General features: G+C 67.1%; 22 protein-coding genes. 2 read left to right on the top strand and 20 right to left on the bottom strand.

Annotation, left to right across the window (positions count from 1 at the left end; genetic code table 11):
• Positions 1–55: 55 nt before the first annotated feature.
• From BLP96_RS16345 to nrdR, 7 genes are all read right to left on the bottom strand, one after another.
• On the bottom strand, positions 56–529 hold the full coding sequence (locus BLP96_RS16345; RefSeq protein WP_089688304.1) for a phosphatidylglycerophosphatase A family protein: 474 nt from the start codon (positions 527–529) through the stop codon (positions 56–58).
• Entirely contained in the window at positions 526–1,491 is a 966-nt protein-coding gene (gene thiL, locus BLP96_RS16350; RefSeq protein WP_089688306.1) for a thiamine-phosphate kinase, read from the bottom strand. The genes BLP96_RS16345 and thiL overlap by 4 nt, the downstream gene beginning before the upstream one ends.
• 10 nt (positions 1,492–1,501) lie before the next feature.
• Positions 1,502–2,008 carry a transcription antitermination factor NusB gene (gene nusB, locus BLP96_RS16355; RefSeq protein WP_089688308.1) on the bottom strand — a complete coding sequence of 169 codons (507 nt, stop codon included), beginning with the start codon at positions 2,006–2,008 and terminating at the stop codon, positions 1,502–1,504.
• Complete coding sequence (gene ribH / locus BLP96_RS16360; protein WP_089688310.1) at positions 2,005–2,508, bottom strand: 6,7-dimethyl-8-ribityllumazine synthase; 504 nt, start codon at positions 2,506–2,508, stop codon at positions 2,005–2,007. Before ribH ends, nusB begins: the two co-directional genes overlap by 4 nt.
• 79 nt (positions 2,509–2,587) lie before the next feature.
• On the bottom strand, positions 2,588–3,757 hold the full coding sequence (gene ribBA / locus BLP96_RS16365) for a bifunctional 3,4-dihydroxy-2-butanone-4-phosphate synthase/GTP cyclohydrolase II (protein ID WP_089688312.1): 1,170 nt from the start codon (positions 3,755–3,757) through the stop codon (positions 2,588–2,590).
• 88 nt (positions 3,758–3,845) lie between these two features.
• Complete coding sequence (ribD, locus tag BLP96_RS16370; protein WP_089688314.1) at positions 3,846–5,003, bottom strand: bifunctional diaminohydroxyphosphoribosylaminopyrimidine deaminase/5-amino-6-(5-phosphoribosylamino)uracil reductase RibD; 1,158 nt, start codon at positions 5,001–5,003, stop codon at positions 3,846–3,848.
• 43 nt (positions 5,004–5,046) lie between these two features.
• Positions 5,047–5,535, bottom strand: coding sequence for a transcriptional regulator NrdR (nrdR, locus tag BLP96_RS16375; RefSeq protein WP_089688411.1), 489 nt, complete (start codon positions 5,533–5,535; stop codon positions 5,047–5,049).
• Between the two features lie 94 nt (positions 5,536–5,629).
• Between nrdR and dsbG the strand changes: the two genes are divergently transcribed.
• Complete coding sequence (gene dsbG, locus BLP96_RS16380; RefSeq protein WP_089688316.1) at positions 5,630–6,388, top strand: thiol:disulfide interchange protein DsbG; 759 nt, start codon at positions 5,630–5,632, stop codon at positions 6,386–6,388.
• A gap of 9 nt (positions 6,389–6,397) precedes the next feature.
• Here dsbG and BLP96_RS16385 read toward each other — a convergent pair whose 3' ends face one another.
• From BLP96_RS16385 to BLP96_RS16445, 13 genes are all read right to left on the bottom strand, one after another.
• Complete coding sequence (locus BLP96_RS16385) at positions 6,398–7,723, bottom strand: ATP-binding protein (RefSeq protein WP_089688318.1); 1,326 nt, start codon at positions 7,721–7,723, stop codon at positions 6,398–6,400.
• Complete coding sequence (locus tag BLP96_RS16390; RefSeq protein WP_089688321.1) at positions 7,720–8,418, bottom strand: response regulator; 699 nt, start codon at positions 8,416–8,418, stop codon at positions 7,720–7,722. The genes BLP96_RS16385 and BLP96_RS16390 overlap by 4 nt, the downstream gene beginning before the upstream one ends.
• 53 nt (positions 8,419–8,471) lie before the next feature.
• On the bottom strand, positions 8,472–11,576 hold the full coding sequence (locus BLP96_RS16395; protein WP_089688323.1) for a molybdopterin dinucleotide binding domain-containing protein: 3,105 nt from the start codon (positions 11,574–11,576) through the stop codon (positions 8,472–8,474).
• A complete protein-coding gene (nrfD, locus tag BLP96_RS16400; protein WP_089688325.1) occupies positions 11,569–12,750 on the bottom strand; it encodes an NrfD/PsrC family molybdoenzyme membrane anchor subunit in 1,182 nt (393 codons plus the stop codon). The genes BLP96_RS16395 and nrfD overlap by 8 nt, the downstream gene beginning before the upstream one ends.
• Entirely contained in the window at positions 12,734–13,510 is a 777-nt protein-coding gene (gene dsrO / locus BLP96_RS16405; protein WP_089688327.1) for a sulfate reduction electron transfer complex DsrMKJOP subunit DsrO, read from the bottom strand. Before dsrO ends, nrfD begins: the two co-directional genes overlap by 17 nt.
• Positions 13,511–13,758: 248 nt before the next feature.
• Positions 13,759–13,953 (bottom strand): YgaP family membrane protein, encoded by a 195-nt coding sequence (locus BLP96_RS16410; protein WP_089688329.1) that lies wholly within the window; start codon positions 13,951–13,953, stop codon positions 13,759–13,761.
• A 270-nt stretch (positions 13,954–14,223) separates the two neighbouring features.
• Positions 14,224–15,546, bottom strand: coding sequence for a DUF1302 family protein (locus tag BLP96_RS16415; protein WP_218118624.1), 1,323 nt, complete (start codon positions 15,544–15,546; stop codon positions 14,224–14,226).
• Positions 15,546–16,355, bottom strand: coding sequence for an outer membrane lipoprotein-sorting protein (locus BLP96_RS16420; protein ID WP_089688333.1), 810 nt, complete (start codon positions 16,353–16,355; stop codon positions 15,546–15,548). The genes BLP96_RS16415 and BLP96_RS16420 overlap by 1 nt, the downstream gene beginning before the upstream one ends.
• 1 nt (position 16,356) lies before the next feature.
• The gene (locus BLP96_RS16425; RefSeq protein WP_089688336.1) at positions 16,357–18,972 is read right to left on the bottom strand and encodes an efflux RND transporter permease subunit; all 2,616 of its coding nucleotides are present in this window, start codon (positions 18,970–18,972) and stop codon (positions 16,357–16,359) included.
• Between the two features lie 32 nt (positions 18,973–19,004).
• Positions 19,005–19,373, bottom strand: coding sequence for an ArsR/SmtB family transcription factor (locus BLP96_RS16430; protein WP_089688338.1), 369 nt, complete (start codon positions 19,371–19,373; stop codon positions 19,005–19,007).
• Between the two features lie 140 nt (positions 19,374–19,513).
• Positions 19,514–20,380 carry an MBL fold metallo-hydrolase gene (locus BLP96_RS16435; RefSeq protein WP_089688340.1) on the bottom strand — a complete coding sequence of 289 codons (867 nt, stop codon included), beginning with the start codon at positions 20,378–20,380 and terminating at the stop codon, positions 19,514–19,516.
• Positions 20,381–20,521: 141 nt separating this feature from the next.
• A complete protein-coding gene (locus tag BLP96_RS16440) occupies positions 20,522–20,713 on the bottom strand; it encodes a YgaP family membrane protein (protein WP_089688342.1) in 192 nt (63 codons plus the stop codon).
• Between the two features lie 25 nt (positions 20,714–20,738).
• Entirely contained in the window at positions 20,739–21,194 is a 456-nt protein-coding gene (locus tag BLP96_RS16445; RefSeq protein WP_089688344.1) for a DsrE family protein, read from the bottom strand.
• 194 nt (positions 21,195–21,388) lie between these two features.
• Between BLP96_RS16445 and BLP96_RS16450 the strand changes: the two genes are divergently transcribed.
• A complete protein-coding gene (locus tag BLP96_RS16450; protein ID WP_176761548.1) occupies positions 21,389–22,018 on the top strand; it encodes an ankyrin repeat domain-containing protein in 630 nt (209 codons plus the stop codon).
• The last annotated feature ends 13 nt before the right edge of the window (positions 22,019–22,031 follow it).

Genomic DNA, 22,031 nt, shown 5'->3' on the forward strand with positions numbered 1-22,031 from the left:
CCTCATGGTGAGTGTAGCCACCGCCGTTCTCGGCGCTCTCACGCTGGAGGCGCGCTCAGTGAAGCCACAGCCACAGGTGCATGGTGCTCCAGGCATATATCCCGGCCAGGATGTCGTCGATCATGATGCCGAAGCCACCGGCGACGCGGCGGTCCGCCCAGCGAATCGGCCAGGGCTTGAAGACGTCGAAGACGCGGAACAGCACGAACCCCCACAGGGCCGCCTCCCAGGAGAAAGGCACCGCGGCCATGGTGAACCAGTAGCCGACGAACTCGTCCCACACGATCCCCGAGTGATCGTGCACGCCGAGATCCCGAGACGTCTTGTCGCACAGCCAGATGCCCCAGAAGAAGGTCACCATCACGATGCCCAGATACCAGCCCAGGGGCAGTTCGGACATCAGCCAATAGAAGGGAATGGCCGCCAGGGTGCCCACCGTTCCTGGCGCCCAGGGCAGGGCTCCGCTGCCCAGCCCGAAAGCCAGGAAGTGCACGGGGCGATGCCACACGCTGGCCGGTGCGCGGTTCATGGGCGCCTCCTCGGAGTACGCGCCCCGAAATGCTGCCAGCCACGCACGCTCGAGGCGTCGACGCCGGCGATTCCCGGCGCCTCGTTCACTTCGCCGATGACGCTCAGCGCCAATCCGACATCGGCGAGTCGCTGCCGGGCCGTGGTCAATCGCGCCGCTGGCAGCGTGACCAGCAGCTCGTAGTCGTCGCCGCCGGCGAGCGCCGCCCGGCAGGCCGCGTCGTCACCCAGCGCCGCGACGAGCCCCTCGGCCAGCGGCAGGGCCGACGGCTCGAGACGCGCGCCGACGCCGGAGGCTTCCAGCACGTGCTCCAGATCGGCGAGCAGACCGTCGGAGATGTCGATGGCGGCCGTGGCCAGGCCGCGCAGCGCCAGGCCGGCCGCCAACCGCGGCTGGGGTCGCAGGTAACGCGCCAGCAGCGGATGGGCCAGGTCGCGCTCGCCGCGCTGCCACAGCGCCAGGCCGCCGGCCCCCCCGCCCAGCGCGCCGGTCACGGCGATCAGCTCGCCGGCGCTCGCGCCGCTACGCGTCAGGGCCAGCTCCGGCGGCACCTCGCCCATCACGGTGACGCCGATGGCGAGCTCACCGCCGGTGACGTCGCCGCCCACCAGCGCCGTGCCGGTGGCCGCACAGAGAGCGTGAAAGCCTCGCGCGAAGTCGGCGAGCCACGCCTCGTCGGGCTCGGCCATGGACAACGCCATCAGGCACCAGCGCGTCTCGGCGCCCACGGCCGCCAGATCGGAGAGACTCACCGCCAGGGCGCGATGGCCGACCGCCTCGGCCGGCGCCGCAGCGGGAAAATGCACCTCGGCCACCGAGGTGTCGACGCTCACCGCCAGGCGCTGACCGGGCCGTGGAGCGAGGAGTGCGCAATCGTCACCCACGCCGAGCGCCACGCCGGCCTCGGGAGGCAGCGTGGCAGGGGTGAAGTGGCGGGCAATGAGGTCGAATTCGCTGGCCACCAGGGCACCCTCAGCGACGACGCGCGCTGACCTCGGCGCTGCGCAGGCGACTGGCCAGCTTGTCGAGAATGCCGTTGACGTACTTGTGGCCATCGGTGGCGCCGAACGACTTGGCCAGCTCGACGCCCTCGTTGATCACTGCCCGATAGGGCACTTCGAGGCGTCGCGAGAGCTCGTAGGTTCCCAGACGCAGGATGGCCAGCTCGATGGGGTCGAGGTCGACCAGGCGACGATCCAGCAGCGGCGAGATGGCCGCATCGAGCTCCTCGCGGAAGCGAATCACGTTGTGCAGCAACTCGTGGAACAGCGCCTGGTCGGCGATTTCCATCACCTTCAGCCAGTTCTCGTGCGCCTCGAGATCGTCATCGGGCAGCAGGCTGCGAAACTCGGCCTCTACGTCGGTGACCGGCTTGCCGGTCATCTGCCACTGATAGAGGCCCTGCACGGCCAGCTCGCGGGCGGCGTGGCGCGCCTGCTGACCCGCCGAGGGCGTGCGCGGGGTGCGCTGGGCACTCATGTCGACTCTCCCTCGCTTGGCGTATCGTCGCCGAAGCCGCGCAGCAGCGAGACCATCTCCATGGCTGCCATGGCCGCCTCGGCGCCCTTGTTGCCGGCCTTGGTGCCGGCCCGCTCGATGGCCTGCTCGATGGAGTTCACGGTGAGCACCCCGTTGGCGACGGGGGTGTCGAACTCGAGCTGCAGATTGCCCAGCGCCGTGTTGCAGCCGCCGGCCACGTACTCGAAATGCGGCGTGCCGCCGCGAATCACGGCACCCAGGGCGATCACCGCCTCGGGGCGGACCACCTGCAGAACACGCTTGACCGCCAGCGGCAGCTCCCAGGCGCCGGGAACGTGGACGATGTCGATGCCGTCGGCATCCACCCCGTGGCGAACCAGGCTGTCCACGGCCCCTTCCACCAGGCTATCGACCACATGGTGATTGAAACGCCCCACCACGATCACGTAGCGGCCGTCGACGTCGACGAAATTGCCTTCCAACTGAGAGAGGGTATGCATCCGGTTATCCTGCTGACGATGGTGCTGCTGAAAACGATGGTGTAGTGCCGGTATCCGTCGGACCCGCGTCGCCGCCCGCTCAGGGCTCGGCCGACGACGTGGCCGCCCGCCCCGCTTCGCCCGGGCCCACGAGCTCGACCACTTCGAGGTCGAAGCCGGAAAGCGCCGAGAACTTCCACGGCGAACTGAGCAGACGCATGCGACCCACGCCCAGGTGGCGCAGGATCTGCGAGCCGGTGCCGATGGTCAGGTAGTTGCCCGCGCCGTCGGAGTCGCTGGTGCGCGGTGCACGCTTGCGCTCCAGGAACACCTCCAGATGCCCGAGCAGATCCTGGCGAGGCCGGCCGTCGTCGAGCAGTACGAAGACGCCCTGCTCGGCGCCGGCGATCTCGTTCAGTGCGCTGTGGGCCGTCCAACTGCCGCCCTCGCCCTTCTGCAGGGCGAGCAGGTCGCGCATCACGTCGGCCAGGTGCACGCGCACCGTGGTCAGGCTGTCGGGGTGCGGCCGACCCTTGACCAGGGCCAGGTGGTGGGCGTTCTGGATGCTGTCACGGAAGACGTGCAGGGTCAGTTCGCCGAAAGCGGTGCTGACCGGCGTGGCCTCCAGATGCTCCACCGTCTGTTCGTTGTGGATGCGATAGTGGATCAGGTCGGCGATGGTGCCCATCTTCAGGCCGTGCTCGGCGGCGAAGCGCTCGAGTTCGGGGCGCCGTGCCATGCTCCCGTCGTCGTTCATCACTTCGCAGATCACGCCGCTCGGGTCGAGACCGGCCAAGGCCGCCAGGTCGCAGGCCGCTTCGGTGTGCCCGGCACGGCGCAGCACGCCACCGGGCTCGGCCATCAGCGGAAAGATGTGGCCAGGCTGGACGATGTCCTCGGGCTTGGCGTCGCGCGCCACCGCGGCCTGCACGGTGCGGGCGCGATCGGCCGCGGAGATGCCGGTGGTCACGCCTTCGGCAGCTTCGATGGAGAGCGTGAACTTGGTACCGAAGCCGGAGCCGTTGTCGCTCACCATCAGCGGCAGCTTGAGGCGCTCGCAGCGACTGCGTGTCATCGGCAGGCAGATCAGACCACGGGCGTAGCGGGCCATGAAGTTGATGTGCTCCGCCTCGACCTTCTCGGCGGCCATGATGATGTCGCCTTCGTTCTCGCGATCCTCGTCATCCATGAGGATCACCATCTTGCCTTGGCGGATGTCCTCGATCAGCGCTTCGACGGGAGCGAGGCCCCCCGGGGCGGATTGCACCATGGAATCTCCGACTGGTTCTGCGTGACGGGGTGTCACCGGGCGGCAACGTCGGCGTCGCCGAGGGTCGACGCCCCGCCGTGAATGGGCGTCAGGGTACCTTGGCGAGGCCTTCAGCGCCAGTGGCAACCGGCCGCGCCGTGATCCGCCAGTCGCGGCCCACGGCACGAACGTCGAGGATCTCCAATGGGCGCTGCTGGGCCATGCGTTCGAGCCCGGGCAGGGCGAACAGCGGTCGCGCCTCGCCGCCCAACAGGGTCGGGGCCACGAACAGCTGCATCTCGTCCACCAGGCCGGCATCGAGCATGGCTCCGGCGAGCGTGGCGCCGGTTTCCAGCAGCACCTCATTGGCCTGCTCGTGCTCGGCCAGGTGGCACAGCAACGCCGCCAGATCGACTCGGCCGTCCTCGCCGGCCGGGAAGACGACCACCTCGGCACCGGCCGCCTCCAGGCGCTCGCGGCGTTCGGCATCGTGGCCGGACACGGTGGCCACCAGGGTGCGCCCCGGCTCGCGCAGGCAGGCCGCCGCCACGGGCAACCGCAGCCGGGTATCCACCACCACGCGCAGCGGCTGGCGGGCCGCAATGGCCTCGGCATCGTCGAGATCGAGCTGGGACGCCCGCACGGTCAGCCGCGAGTTGTCGAAGATCACCGACTCCACGCCGGTGACGATCGCGCTGGACTGGGCGCGCAGGCGTTGTACCGCGGTGCGTGCCGGCGGACCGGTGATCCACTGCGACTCCCCCGAAGCCATGGCGGTACGGCCGTCCAGACTCATGGCCATCTTCAGGCGCACGAAGGGACGACCGCGCGCCATGCGCGAGACGAACCCGGGATTGAGCGCACGCGCCTCGCTTTCCAGCAGGCCGACCTCGACCTCGATACCGGCCTGGCGCAGCATGCCGATGCCCCGTCCGGCCACCACCGGGTTGGGGTCCTGCATGGCGACCACCACCTTGGCCACGCCGGCCTCGGCGAGCGCCACGGCACAGGGGCCGGTGCGACCGTGGTGGGAGCAGGGTTCGAGCGTGACGTAGGCGGTAGCGCCCCGCGCGGCCTCGCCCGCCGCACGCAGGGCGTGAATCTCGGCATGCGGCTCGCCGGCCCGCACGTGCCAGCCCTCCCCCACGCAACGCCCCCGGTCGACCAGCACGCAGCCGACGCGGGGATTGGGGGCGGTGGTGTAGTGGCCGCGACGGGCCAGCGTCAGCGCCCGGGCCATCCAGGCAGCGGGGTCGGTCTCGGTCATGTCGCTTCCCGGTTCAGTCAGCGCAACGGGGTGCAACGCCGCCTCAGCGGCGCGGCTCGCCATCGGTCGTGTCGGCATGCGGCTCTTCGGCGAGCCGGTCGATCTCGGCGCGGAACTCGTCGATGTCCTGGAAACGACGATAGACCGAGGCGAAGCGGATGTAAGCCACTTGGTCGAGCTGCTCGAGCGAGCGCATCACCGCCTCGCCGATGTCGCGGGCCTCGATCTCGCGTTCGCCGCGTGCGCGCAACTGCTGGCGAATCCGCTCGATGGCGGCTTCGATGGCCTCGGCGCTGACCGGCCGCTTCTCCAGTGCCCGCAGCATGCCGGCGCGCAACTTGCGCTCGTCGAAACTCTCCCGCGAACCGTCGGCCTTGACCACCCGCGGCATGACGAGCTCGGCCGTTTCGTAGGTCGTGAACCGCTCGCCGCAGGCGCTGCATTGGCGACGACGACGCACCTGGTCGCCGTCGGCCACCAGTCTCGAGTCGGTCACGCGCGTATCCTGGGTGCCACAGAAGGGGCAATGCATGACGAGGTCCATCCACATGGACGACGGCCGCCGATCCAGCCATCATCCGGTTGACGATCCCGACATTGTACCGGTTACGACAAGGATTTTCCCCATGCCCCGATTTCCGCTGTGGTGCGCCAGCACCTGCCTGCTCCTCGGCGCCTTCCCCGTTTTCGCCGTGGAAGACTGGCCGGCACCGGTACAGGCTCTCACCGAGCAGGGACTGACCATTCACGGCCGCTTCGACGCCCCCGACGGCCTGACCGGTTTCGCGGCGAGCTATCAAGGCGGCGAAGTGGCGATCTACCTGACCCGCGACGGCGAACACGCCATCGTCGGCACGCTGGTCGACGCCCAGGGCAATGACCTGTCGAAGGCGGCACTCGACGAGTGGGTGCGCGTTCCCCAGGAAGCCGCACTGTGGGAGAAACTGGACGCCAGCCATTGGATCGTCGACGGCGATGCCGATGCCGAGCGCGTGCTGTATACCTTCACCGACCCCAACTGTCCCTATTGCAAGCAGTTCTGGGACGATACCCGGCCCTGGGTGGCCGCCGGCGAAGTGCAGCTGCGCCACATCATGGTCGGCATTCTCGAACCCGACAGCCCCGCCAAGGCCGCCAGCCTGCTGGGCGCCGACGACCCCGCCGCCGCACTGGCCGCCCACAGCGAGGGCGACGCCCCCATCGAGGCCGCCGCCCAGCCGCGCGACATCGAGGACCGCATCTATCGCAACAACCAGCTGTTCGACGAACTCGACCTGCTGGCCACACCCACCACCTTCTACCGAGACGGCGACCGAGTCAGGCGTCTGGAGGGCGTGCCCGACGAGGACGACATGGTGGAAGCGATGGGAGGCGCGCAGCCGTGATGCATGCGGCTAGCCAGCAGCCCCTTCTTCCCGGATCAACGGCAGCGTCAGCCGGGCCTCCAGCCCGCCCTCGTCCGCACGTGCGAACCGCACCCGACCACCGAAGCGTTCGGCAATGGCCGCTACCACGGCGAGCCCCAGGCCACTGCCCTGCTGCTGACTGGCGCGCCAGAACCGTTGGGTGAGCTGCCGACACTCCGCTTCGGACACCCCCTCGCCATGGTCACGCACGACCAGCGTGATACGCCCTTCGCACTCGGACCGAGCCTCGAGCGCGACCGGTTCGGCACCGTGGCGCAGCGCATTCTCGATCAGGTTGCGCAGCGCCGTCGCAGCCAGCGACCGCGGCAGCGCCAGCCGATGCGGCGGCCAGCGCCCCGGCGAGACGATATGCGCCCGCCCCGCTGGATCGACATCGCGGCAGGCCAGGTTCACTACCTCGGCCAGCTCGCAGCCCGCTTCGTCATCGACATCCAGGCGACCCTCGACCCGCGCCAGCATCAACAGCTGATCCAGAGTACGCGACAGTCGCCCCACGCCCTCCTCGGCATGCGCCATGGCGCGCTGGGAAGCAGCGCCGTCAACGCGCCGGGCGACCTGCAGGTGCGTCTTGATGGCAGTCAGTGGCGTGCGCAACTCGTGAGCCGCATCGTCGGTGAAGCGCTGCTCGCGTTGGAGTGCCCCGCGCACGCGAACCAGCAGCGCATTGAGCGCATCGACAAAGGGGCGGATCTCGGCGGGCACGCCGCGCTCGGCGACCGGTTCCAGGGCTTCCGAGTGACGTTGCATCAGCGCTGCCCGCAGCCGCTCGAGCGGCGCCAATCCACGCACGACCCCCGCCCACACTGCCGCCAGGCTGCCCAGCAACGCCACGATGAAAGGCACCACGGCCACGCGCACGACTTCATCGAGCAGTTGGTTGCGCTCATCCATGCGATCGGCGGTGGTGATCACCAGGCCGCCGCGCTCGTAAGTGAACACCCGCCAGGTGACGCCATCGGCCTCACGGTAGGCATGGCCGCGCTCGCCGGCGGACAGAATCGTCTCCAGGTCGGTATGGGTGCGTGCCACGATCTCGCCGCGTGGCGAGTGCACCTGGCACGCCAGTCCCTCGATGGGCGGAATCGACAGCGCCCGCCGATCCGCCTGCTGCCACACGTCTATCGGCAGCTGTGCCATGAGCCCTGCCACCATGCGTGCCGACTGAGCCAGACGCTGATCCAGGGTCGCCACCACCTCCTCGTGCAGGTCGCGCATCATCCAGGCAGCCGCCACGCCCCACAGCAGCAGCAAGGTCAGCCCAAGCGTGAGCAGCAAGCGCAGGCGCAGGCTCATGACGAGCGGCCTGCACGCCGGTTCGCATCGCCGATCCGCTCGGGCACGCCCAGGCGAAAACCCAGCCCCCTCACCGTCTCGATCACCTCGTTGCCCAGCTTGCGACGCAGGTGATGGATGTGGACGTTGAGTGCATTGCTCTCGACCTCTTCCAAGCCATAGAGGCTGTCCTTGAGCCGTTCGGCGCTGAGCACGGCCCGCGGTTCATTGAGGAAGGCTTCCAGCAACATCAGCTCACGCCGCGGCAGCGACACCGGCCGGCCATCGAGAGTCACTTCGCGGGTGACTGGGTCCAGCGACAGGCCACCGTGGACCAGGCACGGCCTAGCGCGCCCACGGGCACGGCGCAGCAGCGCATGCAGGCGCGCCACCAGTTCGTCGAGGTCGAACGGCTTGACCAGGTAGTCGTCCGCTCCGCCTTCGAGGCCATCGATGCGTTCGCTGACGGCATCCCGTGCCGTGAGCACCAGCACCGGCACGTCGCACCCCGCCTCGCGCCACGCTTCCAGCAGGGTCAAACCATCGCCATCGGGCAGGCCACGGTCGAGAATCACCACATCGCTGCGCACGGTTTCCAGGGCACGGCGCGCCGCAGCCATGGAGTCGACGCAGTCGACCGCGAAATCGTGCACGGCCAGGCCGGCCTGGATGCCGGACGCCACGAGGGCATCGTCTTCGATGAGCAGTACGTGCATGACGATTTCCTCCAGCAAGGGCGGGTGAACGGCATCGCCCCTGCCGGCGAGCCTCAGGCGGCGAGGCGAGTCACCCGGATCGGCAGGCCCTGGCGCACGCTGGCTCCGCTGATCGGCTCCAGCCAGGTACCCGCCACGCTACGGGTCGGATCCTCGAATCCCAGATCGTTGATGTTGATGCCGGCGCGCAGCCATTCGAGATCGGGTTGGGACTCGCCGTCGATCACGTGAGGCGTGGCGCCCAGGTCGCGATGGCCATAGCCGTGCTCGATGCCCAGCGCGCCCGGCATCACGCCCTCACCGACCAGCGCCAGGGCGACCACGCTCCCGCCGGGGCTCTCGATGCGGATGGTATCACCGTGAGCGATACCGAAGCGCTCGGCATCCTGGCGGTGCATCATCACCGGGTTGTAGGGCTTGATCATGCGCAGCCGCTCGAGGCCGATGGCGTAGGAGTTCATCAGGTTCGACTTGAACGAGAACGCCAGCAGCGGCCACTCCTCTTCGCTGAATACTCCGCGCATGTCACGGCCGTCGGCCAGCTTGGGCAGGCTGTGACAGGGCACGCCGCGATTGCGCTGGCCGTTCTGGGTGTTGATGCTGGTACCGACCCGCTCATTGTAGACGCACAGGGTGCGCTTCCAGGCACTGGTGAGATTCTCGCCGTCGAAGTGCGCCTCGAAGTCCTCATAGCGCCCGCCACGGGCATAGAGATAGGCGACCGGGCCACGCTCCTCGGGCTTCAGGGTGCGCTCCAGCTTCGGCAACAGCGGTGCCAGCCCGGCGTGGGCGATATCGCTCTCATCGGCAGCCGGCAGCGGCTCGCCCTGCATGGCCACGTTGGCCGCAGCACGCAGGTAGAAGTCCTCGGCGCGGTCGAGCGGGTGCAGGTTGCCCTCGGCATCGGGAATCGCCTCGTCGCCGAAGCCCGGCAGACCCAGGCGTTTGGCCACGGCAATGAAGAAGCTGTCCATGGAGACCGGTTCGCCTTCCTGCGTCTTCTGCTGGCGGGGTTCGACCACCGGCCAGCAGGCGGTGGTCATCTTGCCCAGCGCGCCCCGCCAGGCACCGGTGAACCCCCATACCTCGTACATCACCGAATCCGGCACGATGTAGTCGGCGTAGCGGTTGGTCTCGTTGAGGAAGCCGTCGATGGCCACGAACAGCCCCAGCCGCCGGGGATCCGCGAGCTTGTCGGCGACCAGCGCCTCGAGGCCCGCCTGGCCGTAGAGCGGGTTGGCCATGCAGCCGATCACCGCCTTGATGGGATAGGGATAGCCATCCAGCGCCGAGGGTAGATGCTCGGTCAGCGTCGGCGGCGCCAGCGAGCGCCATGGCGCCCGTGCCGGATAGGGATTCTCTCCGGCGGCCACCTTGCGCTGGTATTCGGAGGACTTCTCGTACGGGAACCGCGAGCGTGACAGAAAGATGCCCTGGGGCCCGCGCTTGCCGGGAAAGTCGGCCAGGTCGTAGCGCGGCCCGCTGCCGGTGCCGTTGAACTGGCCGCCGCCCGGTGCGCTGCCGCCCTTGCGGTTGTGATTGCCGGCCAGCAGGTTGAGCATCTGCACGGCGAAGGCCGCATAGAAACCGTTGCCGGACATCATGCCGCCATGGCAGTTCACCGCCGCGCGGCGGCCGTGGCTGGCGTAGCGCCGGGCCAACTCGACGATGGTGGCCTCGGGAATGCCGCAGTGCGCCGCATACTCGGCCAGCGTGTGCTCGTGGGCCGCCTCGCGCAGCAGGGTCATGCTGCTCTTCACGCGCACGCGCGCTCCGTCCGCCAGCGACACCTCACGGTCGACGAACAGCGCGGCGCGCATCACGCTCTCGCTGTCGACCAGTTCGCCACTCTCGCTCATCACCATCGGTACGTCGCCATCGCTACCCGCTTCGGCACGCCCCAGGTCGCTGACCCGCAGGAAATGGCCGCGACGCGAATGCCCCTCACTGTCGATCACCAGATGCGTGGCGTTGGAGTGGGTCACCTCGCCCGCCGACTCGGCAGCCGCCTGCCCCGGCAATTCGAGAAAGTCCTCGGCATAGCCCTCGTTGTCCAGCAGCCACTGGATCAGCGCCATAGCGAAGGCACTGTCGGAGCCCGGGCGGATCGGTACCCAGCGATTGTGGTCGGCAGCGTGCGATGCCGAGGCATTGAGCGCCGGGTCCACCACCACGTAGTCCAAGGTGCCGGCAGCACGAGCCTGGGCAATCAGCCGACCCTGGCGCTTGAACGGATTGCCGGCCTGACTGGGAGCACTACCGATGTACATCAAAAAGCGCGCGTTCTGGATGTCCGGCTTGACGTGAGCGAATTTCTGCATGTCGTTCATCACCGCACCGGAGCCCATGCGAAAGGCCAGGCCGCAATAGGAGCCGTGATGGCCGTAATTGCGAGTACCGAAGGCATTGAAAGCGAAGCGCTTGAGCAGCGCCGAACGACCATAGTCGGTGGCCTCCATGACCATCAGCTGGTTGGCCTTCGGACCGTACTCGGGGTTTTCCGGATCGATGGGCGTCGCGACGTCATGGATGGCGCGCAGCCCCTCCACCTCGCCCTCGCCGAACAGGTCGCCCCCCTCGCAGACCTCCTCGATCAGTTGCTCGAAAGAGATCTTCTGCCACTCGCGATCACCGCGCGCCCCTACCCGCTTGAGACAGTGGGTGACGCGGAAGGGGCTGTCGATCTGCGCCATCATGGCGTTGCCGCGAGCGCAAGCGGTGGAGCGGTTATGCTGGCCCTGGTCACCATGGGCACTCAGCCCGCGCAGGGCCTCGGCCACCGGGGTACGCATGGGCAGGTGCTCGTCGGCGGAGAGCGGGTTGTAGGGGTTGCCGGCGACGCGCAGCACTCGATCGGTGGCGTTGTCCACCCGCACCCGCACGCCGCACTTGGTGGTGCAGCCGTAGCAGACGGTAAAGGCCACGCGCTGGTCGGGGTTGAGGGTCAGCTCGCCGCTCTCGGGGTCGACGGAGTACTCCGGTGTCAGTGAGTTGCCGTGGATGCGATGCTCGGGCTTCTCGCCGGCACTGCCGGAAAGGCCTTTGCCCATCTTGAGCAGCGGATCGGAGTAGCCGGCGGCGAAGGTGGCAGCCCCACCCGCGGCAACGGCACCTTTCATGAAACGACGGCGTGACGGATCGACACGAGATTCAGCCATGGCTGGGAGCTCCTTCAACGTCGAATGAAGCGGGTTCGGTAAGAGAGATGTCGGCGGCAGCGCCACCCTGGCGGGCCTGGCGCCACGGCAGGAAGAGGTCGACCAGCAGGATGGCAGCCAGCCACAGACCGAAAGTGCCGACGATGCCGAGGATGCCGGAAGACCCGGCGGGAATGCCGTAGTGGTGGAAACCGGCGCTGTGGCGAGCCACGGTCTGCACGTCCATCAGCACCACCCAGCGGAACATCCAGCCCACGTGCAGTGCCACCAGGCCCAACGTCCAAGCCCAGGCGTAGAGTGCCGGGCGGCGAGAGACGGGGCGGGTGAGCAGGTAGAGCACGGCGCCGAACAAGACCACGCCGGTGAGGCCGCCCCATAGGGCGGTGCTGCGCCACTCGGCGCTGCCGCGTACGGATTCAATGGCCGCGGCCACCGAGCCGACGTTGGCATTGACGCCGTCGAGGAACCAACTGCCGGCGACCAGACCAGCCACCAGACAGGCACCCAGCATCACTTTGAGCACCTGGCCGGTCACGATGCTGTCGCGCCTCCCTCCGATCCGGTCGAGCACCAGGATCAGGCCGCAGGCGGCAATGAAACCGGTGGCCACGAACATCGGCGGCAGCCACACCGTGTTCCACAGCGGGCGCCCCTTGACGATGGCGACTTCGGCGCCGGTATAGAGCATGATGCCGGTGGAAAGCGCCAGGGTGCCCAACCCCACCAGAGCGACCAGGACGCGTGGCGTGGGCCCATCCCCCAGCGACAGCCAGCGGGCGAGCAAGCCGGCAACGCCGGGCAACTGGCGACTGGCCTGCAGCGCCGGGCGCCACGCCAGCCAGGCCAGCACGATCACTCCCGCCACGTAGAGCGGCAGCACCAGACTGCCGATGGACATCCAGGAGTGGCTGTTGGCGAAGGCGTAGAAGTGCCAGAAGCGCAGCGGCTGGTGCAGGTCGGCGAGCAGTGCCACCGGTGCCACCAGGGTGGTGGTGAGGCAGGCGAGCAGCGCCAGGCGTGCGGTGGGCAGCCAGCGTTGCTTGCCGAACACCAGCGCCGGGGCGGCCAGCCACAGGGTGGCGTAGGAGAGCGCGATCAGAAAGAAATACTGCACCGCCCAGGGGTACCAGGCGATGTCGTAGCGCGGGGCGAGCAGCTCAATGGCGGAATTCATAGCCCATCTCCTTGCCGTGGGGGTCGAGGACTTCCAGGGCGACCGGCTCGGCGTCGGGGCGAGTGACGAAGCGCTCGTCCATGCCGAGGTAGAAGACCTGGGGCAGGGTGTTCTTCTCGGGCTGCAGCACCATCAGCTCGTCGCGGTACTCATCGAGCATGCGGCTGATCTGGCTCTCGGGGTCGCGCATGTCACCGATGATTCGCGCCCCTCCCACGCAGCTCTCCACGCAGGCCGGCAGCAGCCCCGCTTCCAGGCGATGGGCACAGAAGGTGCACTTGTCGGCGGTCTGGGTACGCTCGTTGATGAAGCGCGCGTCATAGGGGCAGGCGTTGACGCAGTACGCGCAACCTACGCAGCGGTCGCTGTCCACCACCACGATGCCGTCCTGGCGCTGGAAGGTGGCCTCCACCGGACAGACCGGAATGCAGGGCGGATTCTCGCAGTGGTTGCACAGCCGCGGCAGCATGAAGGTGGCGACCTCGCCGCTCTCCTGGTGCTGCACCTCGTACTGGGAAACGGTGGTCCGAAAGCTGCCCAGCGGGGCGGCGTTTTCGATATGGCACGCCACCGTGCACGCCTGGCAGCCGATGCACTGGCGCAGATCGATGAGCATGCCGTAACGCTTGCTCGAGTCGCCTTCACGGCGTGGCGGCTGATCGTTGATGCCGGCACTGGCGAGGCTGGCGATCGGTACTAGCGCAGCTCCAGCGCTCAGGCGGGCCAGCTGGCCGAGAAGGGAGCGGCGGATGGAATCCATGGCGCCTCCGGTAGACGATGAGAAGTCGGCGCGGCGCGATGCCGGCGCGACCGGTACCGGTAGACTAGTCTCGACCAAGGTCGATGAGCTTGATATGAATCAACTAATCATTAGCAAGCTCTTAATATTGGCGTAATGTTTCAATAAGCCATTGATAACAAGGATGTTCGAAGAACATTTTTTTCCAGAAAAAAGCCCCCGCATTCGCAGGGGCAATGGGAGGTAGTGGTAGTGCGACAGGCGTCGGGTCAACGTGCCTCGCGCAGACCGGCCTTGCGCAGAATCGTCATCATCGGGCACCAGCGGGTGAAGGCGGACTGCATCAGGTTCAGCGCCACGAAACCGGTGAACAGGAACCAGCCGGGGTGGACGAAATAGCCAAGCAGCACGGAGAGCAGCACGAAGGTGCCGGCGATCAGGCGAAGGGCTTCATCGATGGTCATGGTCGATCTCCTTGGATGGTCTTACCAGCAGTGGCTTATCTCGAGGCTGATCCGTCGACATGTCTACGAGGGGGCGCTGTGAACCCCTCCCTGGGCGCTACATTTGCCCTGCGGCGCTCTTGCATCCTGCTCCGCTTGCAGGGCCGGTGCTGGCCATCCATGGCCAGCCCGTTCGGAGCAGTGCTCCTCACCCCTGGCAAATGCCCCCCTCTTCGACCTGTCCCCGGCGCCTCTCGTCGGGTGGACTGCACCAGCGTAGGGCGTGGCGCCCTAAAAGCTGTAGCGGGCGCGCAGAAAGACGTTGCTATTCTCCTCGAACTGCCCGTAGAAGGTGCTGTCGCGGTCGCCGGTGAACAGATTGGCCCCGGCGTCGAAGCGCAGGTTGTCGCTGTAGCGCCAGCCGACCGCAGGACGAATGAAGGCGTCGTCGTCGCTCGGCGAGTAGAAGTTCATGAGCCCGAGAGTGAGGTCGTCGCGCAGCATCCGATAGGTCAGACGCAGAGTGACCACGTGACGGAATTCGTCCCGCCGGTCTTCGGTCGCGAAGGGATAGCTCGCCACGTAGTCGTCATGGTCCTGCAGCCACTCCAGGTAGTACTGGGTCCCCACCGTGAAATTGGTGGCCATCTCGCGCTCGTAGCCGCCCAGCAAGCGCAGCTCGCTGTTGGGCACGTTGGGGTCGCTGCCATGACGGTCGTCCGCGGAGTCGTACCAGGCCGTCTCGAGATTGTAGATCCCGCCTTTGAGCGGCCCGCGCAGGCTCGCCCCCAGACTGTTGAGCCGGGCGAAGGTGGCCACCCCGCGTTCGGGGTCGAAGGCCGTGGGCTGGCCGAAGAAGCCGCGATAGCCGTAGATCGCCCACTCCTGACTGCCGGCCAGACCGTAGAGTCGCAGCGCCAGTTCGGCATTGTCGGCGGAATGGGAAGGCTCGTCGGCGTCGAGCTCGGGCGGAGCGCCGACGATCACACCGCGCGCCGGGTCGTAGTAGCTGAGCCGCGAGCCGTCCACGTAGCGGTCGGGCTCGAAGCGCGGCGTCACCACCGCCTCCAGATTGACCGCCTCGCCGAACCAGCTGATCCGCGCGGCGTCGCTGGGTGCCTTGAGATAGTCGTCGTCGCGGCCACTCAGAAACGACTGCCAGTCCTTGGGGAATAGATCGTTGAGAAACAACAGGTCGCCGGTGCCCCAGGTCAGCACCTGGCGCCCCAGGCGCACGTCGATGCGCTCGCCGGGGGAAAAGCTCACCATCGCTTCGCGTACCTCACCGGTCAGCTCGTCCTCGACGCCGTCGGCCACGCCATCCGCCTTGAGGCTGAGGGTGCCCCAGTCGGCCAGATACTCGCCTTCGAGCTGCAAGCGCAACTCCTCGAGGGTCATGTCGTCATCGATGGCGGAGTCGCTCTGCGTGCGCCAACCGCTCGCCCCCTCGACGAAGCCGTACCAGGAGAAGGGCGAGGCCTCCTCGCCCCAGGGATCGTCGCCCCAATCATCGTCTCCGCCCTCTTCTTGGGCGGCCAACGGAGCGGCGGCGAGCAGCAGAATCATCGCCAACGCCACACGGCTGCGCGCTCTCACCTCGGACCAGCCTCCCATCACTGCCGCTCCAGCCATTCTCGCGGCGGGTTGCGCAGCGAGCGCTCGGTGAACACCGACTCGGGAATGCCCAGGTCGTAGGCACTGAAGCGGAATTCCACCAGGGTGTGGCCGCCGGAATCGAGATCCTCCATGCGCATGCGCGTACCGGTGGGATAGCCGTCGATCTCCTCCACCGCCTCGATGGTCATGCGCCGATAGACATCGCCGCCGCCGTCGACGTACTCGCTGCGCATGGGCAGCCAGGTATCGCGGTCGATCCAGGTAGTGAAGTGGGCGAACTCGACGCTGCCGGGATTCTTCGGAGTGCTCTTCACCACGTAGTGCTCGTCGGTGGTCTCCACCAGTTCATGGCGGTCGTCCTGCAGGTGGCGGCCGGAGACATCCTCGTAGAAGACGTGCGAGCCGACGAAGCTGGTGCGCTTGTCGCCCGGAGCGATGCGCCGCACCAGATCGAGCCCCGGCAGGTAGAGCCAGCGGTCGTCATCGGCGCCGGGGTGCTTGTGCACCAGGAACACCGTGCCGCGTACGTCGGCGGGCCGGCTGAAGGCCACCAGGTAGCGCTGGTTTCCAGCCTCGCCGTCGCGGCGCAGCAGGGCGAACTGGCGCACCTGCTCGCGACCGCTGCCGTCGACGATGCGCATGCGCGCTTCGCTGCGGCCGTCGTCACCGGCATAGAAGGAGGCCTGGTTGGCGCGCTCGACGATCTCGTTGACGTCGGTGGACTGGGCATCGGCCGCCGAGGTCAGCGCGCTCAAGCCCAGCGCGGCAGCGGCCAGCAGGGTTCGATATGGGCGGATGGAGTTCATCTCACACCTCCTTGGGGGTATCGACCGGCGCATCGGACAAGGCGTGCGTCGGCTCGGCGAAGAAGCGATGCGGCCAGGTGGATACCACCGCAGGCAGCATCAGCAGGGTCACCACGGCGGACACGGCCATGATGCTGGCCAGGAAGAGGCCAACGGTGACGTAGGGCATCAACGGCGCCACCAGCAGCGGCGTGAAGCCCAGCGCGATGACGATGGCATTGCGGGTGATGGCACGGGCCGGCTCCTGGAAGACGAGCGCCAGGCCCTCGCGCCAGTTGCCGCACTCGGCCACGGCCTCGCGCAGCCGCTGGAGGAAGTGAATGGCGAAGTCGACCGACAGTCCCAGACTCAGCGCCGAGAGCACCGCCACCGGCATGTCGTAGTCCTTGCCGACCAGCCCCATCACGCCGTAGATCAACGCCACGGTGAGGGTCAGCGGCAGCATGGCGAGCAGGCCCAGCCACAGCGAGCGGAACAGCACCACCATCATCACCAGCACCACGGCGAAAGCGGAGAGCAGCGCCAGCAGCATCCCCTCGACCATCTCGCCCTGCCACACTAGGTTGATGTAGGTGCTGCCCGCCCATTCGAACGCCAGGCCCTCGGGCAGCGGATGGTCGGCCACGTAGGCCTCGACGGCATCGAGCACGCGCTGCATGTCCTGGTTGTCGCCGCTGGGCAGCTGCAGCCAGACGTTAGCGGAGCGATAGTCGTCGGCCACGAAGTGCCACAGGTCCCCCGGCCGATGCGACGATTGGTAGCTCAGAATCGTCTGTGCCACGCCGGCGGTACTGTCGGGAATGCGAAAGTCCTCGGGCTGGCCGCTGACCAGTTCGCGATTCACCGTGCGTACCAGGTCGGCCAACGAGTTGGCCTTGCCGACATGGTCGCCCTCCTCCAGATACGCCTGCAGGTCGGCCAGGTAGCGCAGGATCTCGGGATCCTGGAAGGTCAGCGCCTCGCTGCGCACCGCCTCGGCGGCGTCGAGCAACCGCTCCCACCAGCGGGCCTCTTGGCCACTCACCTCGAAAAGGCGATCGTCGATGGCGAACATCAGCGCGTCCAGCGTGGCCTGGGCATCCTTGCCGCGACTCGCTTCCAGCAGGCTCTGCCAATCCTCCCTCAGGTTCACGCCGGCTTCGCGCGCCTCGACGAGAATCGGTTCGGCCCGCTCGGCGAGCAGCGACTCCAGGTCGCCCCCCTCGCGTTGCTCCACCACCAGGTAGGCTTCGTAAGTGCCGGCGAAGTGCTCGTTGAGCACCCGGTCGGCGACGCGGATCTCGTGGTCGGCCTTGAACCAGCGCGTGGGGTTGTCGTTGATCTGGATCTGGGTGATGCCGTAGACGGCAACGCCGAGCAGCCCCAGGAAGAGCACCAGCAGCACTCGCCCGCGACGCGTCGCCAGACGGCCGGCGCTGGCGACGAAACGGCACAACCGGCAGTCGCCCCCCGTGCCCTCGCGCTCGTGGCGATGCACCCGCGCCCTCATCGCCTCGATGGTGCGTATCGGCAACGCCGCCACGTAGGCCGGCAGGAAGGTCAGGGTCAGCACCATGGCCAACAGCACGCCGAAGGCCACGAAAGCGCCGAACACCTGCACCGGCGGTATCGGCGACAGCATCAGCGAGGCGAAACCGACGCTGGTGGTCAGCGAGGTGAAGACGATCGGCTTGTACAACTCCCGGATCACCTCGGTCATCACCTGCCGCGGATCGCTGCCCGGCCGGCAGCGGTCGGAAAAATCCGACATCACGTGCACCGAATCCACCACCGCGATGGGCATCAGAAAGATGGGGATCATCGAGCTCATGATGTGCACGGTGTAGCCAAGCCCGATCAGCAGGCCCATGGTGGCGATCACCGTGGCCATGGCCAGCAGCATGGGCGCCACCACCAGCGGCACGCTGCGAAAGAAATAGACCATCACCACGAAGATCAGCAGACCGGCGAGCGGCGCCGAGATGGCCATCTGCTGGAACATCTGCACGCCGAAGGTATCCTGGGCCACCGGCTGGCCGGTGATGTGCACCGCGTCCTCGATGCCGAGCTCGTCGACCGCCGCCTCGATCTCGCCGGCGATGCGGTGACTCTCGTTCTTGTCTTCGATGGGAACGAAGATGCCGGCGGCACGGCCGTCCTCAGAGACCAGCGAGCCCGAAAACATCGGCAGGCGCTCCACCGCTTCGCGCAGTTCGGCGGCGGCCTCGGGCGTCGCCGGGGGGACATCCATCAGCCAGTCGAAGCTGATGGTGCCGGGCGAGATCTGCTCGACGTCATCGACGGTGGCCAGCGACATCACCTCGTCGGCTACCACCCCTTCCATTTCCTGTACCGCACGGGTCAGGGCGTGCAGGTCGGCCAGCGACTCGGGCCGGTAAATGCCCGCCTCGTCGCGCTCGCTGACCAGGCCTACCACGATGGTGTCATAAAGATCGAAACGTTCGTCGATGCGGGCGTCGTAGACGCGATCCGCCTGGTCGCTGGCCAGCATGTTTTCCGGATCGGTGTCGATGGCGATGCGCGGAATCAAGGCCCCCAGCGCCACCACCAGCGCCAGCACCGCCGCGAACACCCAGCGATAGTGCCGCATGCTGAACCTTGCAAGGGTGTCACCCATGGCTCGTAGATCTCCGAAGAACGAGGAAAGGATCAGTCGCTGGCGGTCGTGGATGACTCGGTCGCGGCTGGACTGCCGGACGGCGTCGCCCCGGCACAGAACTGCGTATAGAGCACCTGCAGCACGCTGAGCACCTTGTCATCGGCGATGCGGTAGAAGATGTGCTTGCCCTCGCGGCGCGTGGCCACCAGCCCCTGCTTGCGCAGCACCCCGAGCTGCTGGGAGAGGCTCGGCTGGTGGATGTCCAGGCGCGCCTCCAGATCGCTGACGCACAGCTCCTCCTGGCTCAACTGGCACAGCAGCAGCAGGCGGTCCTCATGGGCCAGAGCCCGCAGCAGAGCGGTCGCCTCAGTGGCGGCATCGCGCATGTCGTTCACATCGAGCATCGAGGTATCGGGCATCGTTCGGGGCTCCGCAGTTTCTCGGCAGGGTCATCGCCTACAATATATCCATATACATTATATATTCAAGTATATTGTTTGATGCAACGGCACTTTTCTCGACAGCGCCCGAAGGGCCGCCCAGGCCGGGACGATGGCCTCTAGAAACGGTTGAGCGGGACCTTTAGATACACCTGCCCGTCGTCCTCCGCCGGTGGCATCTCCCCCGCGCGCATGTTCACCTGCACCGAGGGAATGATCAGCCGCGGCATGCCCAGGGTGGCATCGCGTTCGGTACGCATCTCGACGAAGGCATCCTCGGAAATGCCGTCGTGAACGTGCACGTTGTGGGCACGCTGCTGCGCCACCGTGGTTTCGTGCTGGTAGGTCTCGCGCCCCGGCGCCTGATAGTCGTGACACAGGAAGAGCCGCGTCTCATCCGGCAGTGCGAGCACCTTCCGGATGGAGCGGAACAGCGTACGCGCGTCGCCCCCCGGGAAGTCGCAGCGCGCGGTGCCGTAGTCGGGCATGAACAGGGTGTCGCCAACGAAGGCGGCATCGCCGATCACGTAGGTCAGGCAAGCGGGCGTATGACCGGGGGTGTGCAACACCCGGCCTTCCAGCTTGCCGATGGCGAACGTGTCGCCTTCCTCGAAGAGGCGGTCGAACTGGCTGCCGTCACGCGCGAACTCGGTGCCGGCATTGAAAACCTTGCCGAAGATCTCCTGCACTTCGACGATCCTGGCGCCGATGCCCGTCTTGCCACCCAGCTTGTCTTGCAGGTAAGGCGCTGCCGAGAGATGGTCGGCATGAACGTGGGTCTCGAGGATCCACTCGACGCGCAATCCTTCACGCTCGATGAAGTCGATGATCGCATCGGCCGAGCGCACGTCGGTACGCCCCGCCGCATAGTCGAAGTCGAGCACCGAGTCGAGAATCGCACAGGTCCGACTGTCGGGATCGCGAACGACGTAGCTGAAGGTATTGGTGGGCTCATCGAAGAAGTGGGTGACCACGGGGCGCGACATGGTGTGCCTCCTTGGTTTTTGCATACCCAATGGAAAAGACGATGTCAGCAGCGCGCTCGTCATCGGGACGACGCTCGAGGGCAAGACAAAGCGGCGCCCTCCGCAGCCCGAAGGGCACCACTGCGCATCCGGCGTCCAGCCCTACTGCTTGAGCTTGCAAGTGCTGATACCGAACAGCTTGTAGGCTGGACAGAAGTTGAACAGCCCCGTTGCCAACGGTACCACGCCGATCCAGCCCCAGACGCCGATGGTTCCGGTCAGGGCCAGCAGTATCAGCACGATGCCGACGGCGATCCGGGCAATCTTGTCGATGCCGCCCACGTTGCTTTTCATGACTGTCACCTCCGCAATGGATGGTTTAGAAAGAGTAGGTCGGAATGGACGGATCGCGCATCATTTCGGCCATGGGGCCGGGAGCCGCCACGCCGACGCCGTCGCGCAGATCCGCTTCGTCGTACTCGCTGTTGGGCAGATAGATGGCACAGACGTCCACCTGGGCGCCGTTGTCCATGAGCATCTGCAGGATGCCTTCCGGCTTGACCTGGCCGGCCGGGTTGCTGGGCGGCGTCGCGATGGCTTCGGCGCTGGCATAACCTTCGACCGCCAGATCGCCGGCCGCATCGCACAACAGAATCGACAGATCCGTGCCCTGCTGCTGCATGGCATTGGAGAGAATCATCGCCATGCCCTGGGTCTGCAGCGAATCGCTGGTCAGGATCACCAGCGCCCGGTCGTCGTCCTGCGCCAGCGCGAACGAGGCCATTACCGGCAGCGTCAGTGCGGTGGCCACCGTCATCACGGACATCTTTTTCATAACCAAACCTCATTAGGTAATAATATTTATCTCTCTCACAGGCTAATCCTGTTTCGGGCATCGTGCATGGCGCAAGCAATATATCTTGATTTGCATCAATTCAAGTGACCCAGTACGTTGCCATGAGACATCATGGCGCACTCCTATCGTCCACGAATCCCGTACTCTGGACACGAATGCCAGGAGTCTTCGTCATGCCTTCTCCCCTGCAGTGGCTCACCCTCCCCTATCGTCGCTACCCCATGGCCAGCGGCATCGTTCTGGCGCTGCTGGTCCTGTTCGTCGCACTGGTGCTGCCAGGCCTGCTGGAAGACACGCCGCCCGAACTCGACGCCCAGGGGCGCACGCCCCTGACCCGCGCCGCCGAGCGAGGCGATACCCAGGCAGTCTTGGCGATGCTGGACGCCGGCACCGACATCGACGCCAGCGACGGCTGCGGCTGGACGGCGCTGATGAAGGCGGCCGCCAACGGCCACGTCGGATTGCTCGATGCCCTGATCGCGCGGGGCGGCGATCTCGAACACCGCGACGCGGCCGGCTATACGGCACTGATGGTCGCCGTAGTCAACGGTGAGGAGTCCGCCACCCAACGGCTGCTGGAGGCCGGCGCCAAAGTCGATGTCGCCGACCGCGACAGCGGCTGGACGGCGCTGATCTGGGCCGCCAAGGACGGGCGTCTGGCACTGGTGGAGCGGCTCATCGAGCACGGCGCCGACGTGAACCATCGCGCTCTGGACGACACCACGCCGCTCTCCTGGGCGCGCAAGGGAGGCCATGACGCCGTGGTCCAACGCCTGCAGACCGCCGGCGCCAGCGCCGACTGAACGCCTCGAGAAG

This window comes from Billgrantia gudaonensis (assembly GCF_900100195.1).
GTDB lineage: Bacteria > Pseudomonadota > Gammaproteobacteria > Pseudomonadales > Halomonadaceae > Halomonas > Halomonas gudaonensis.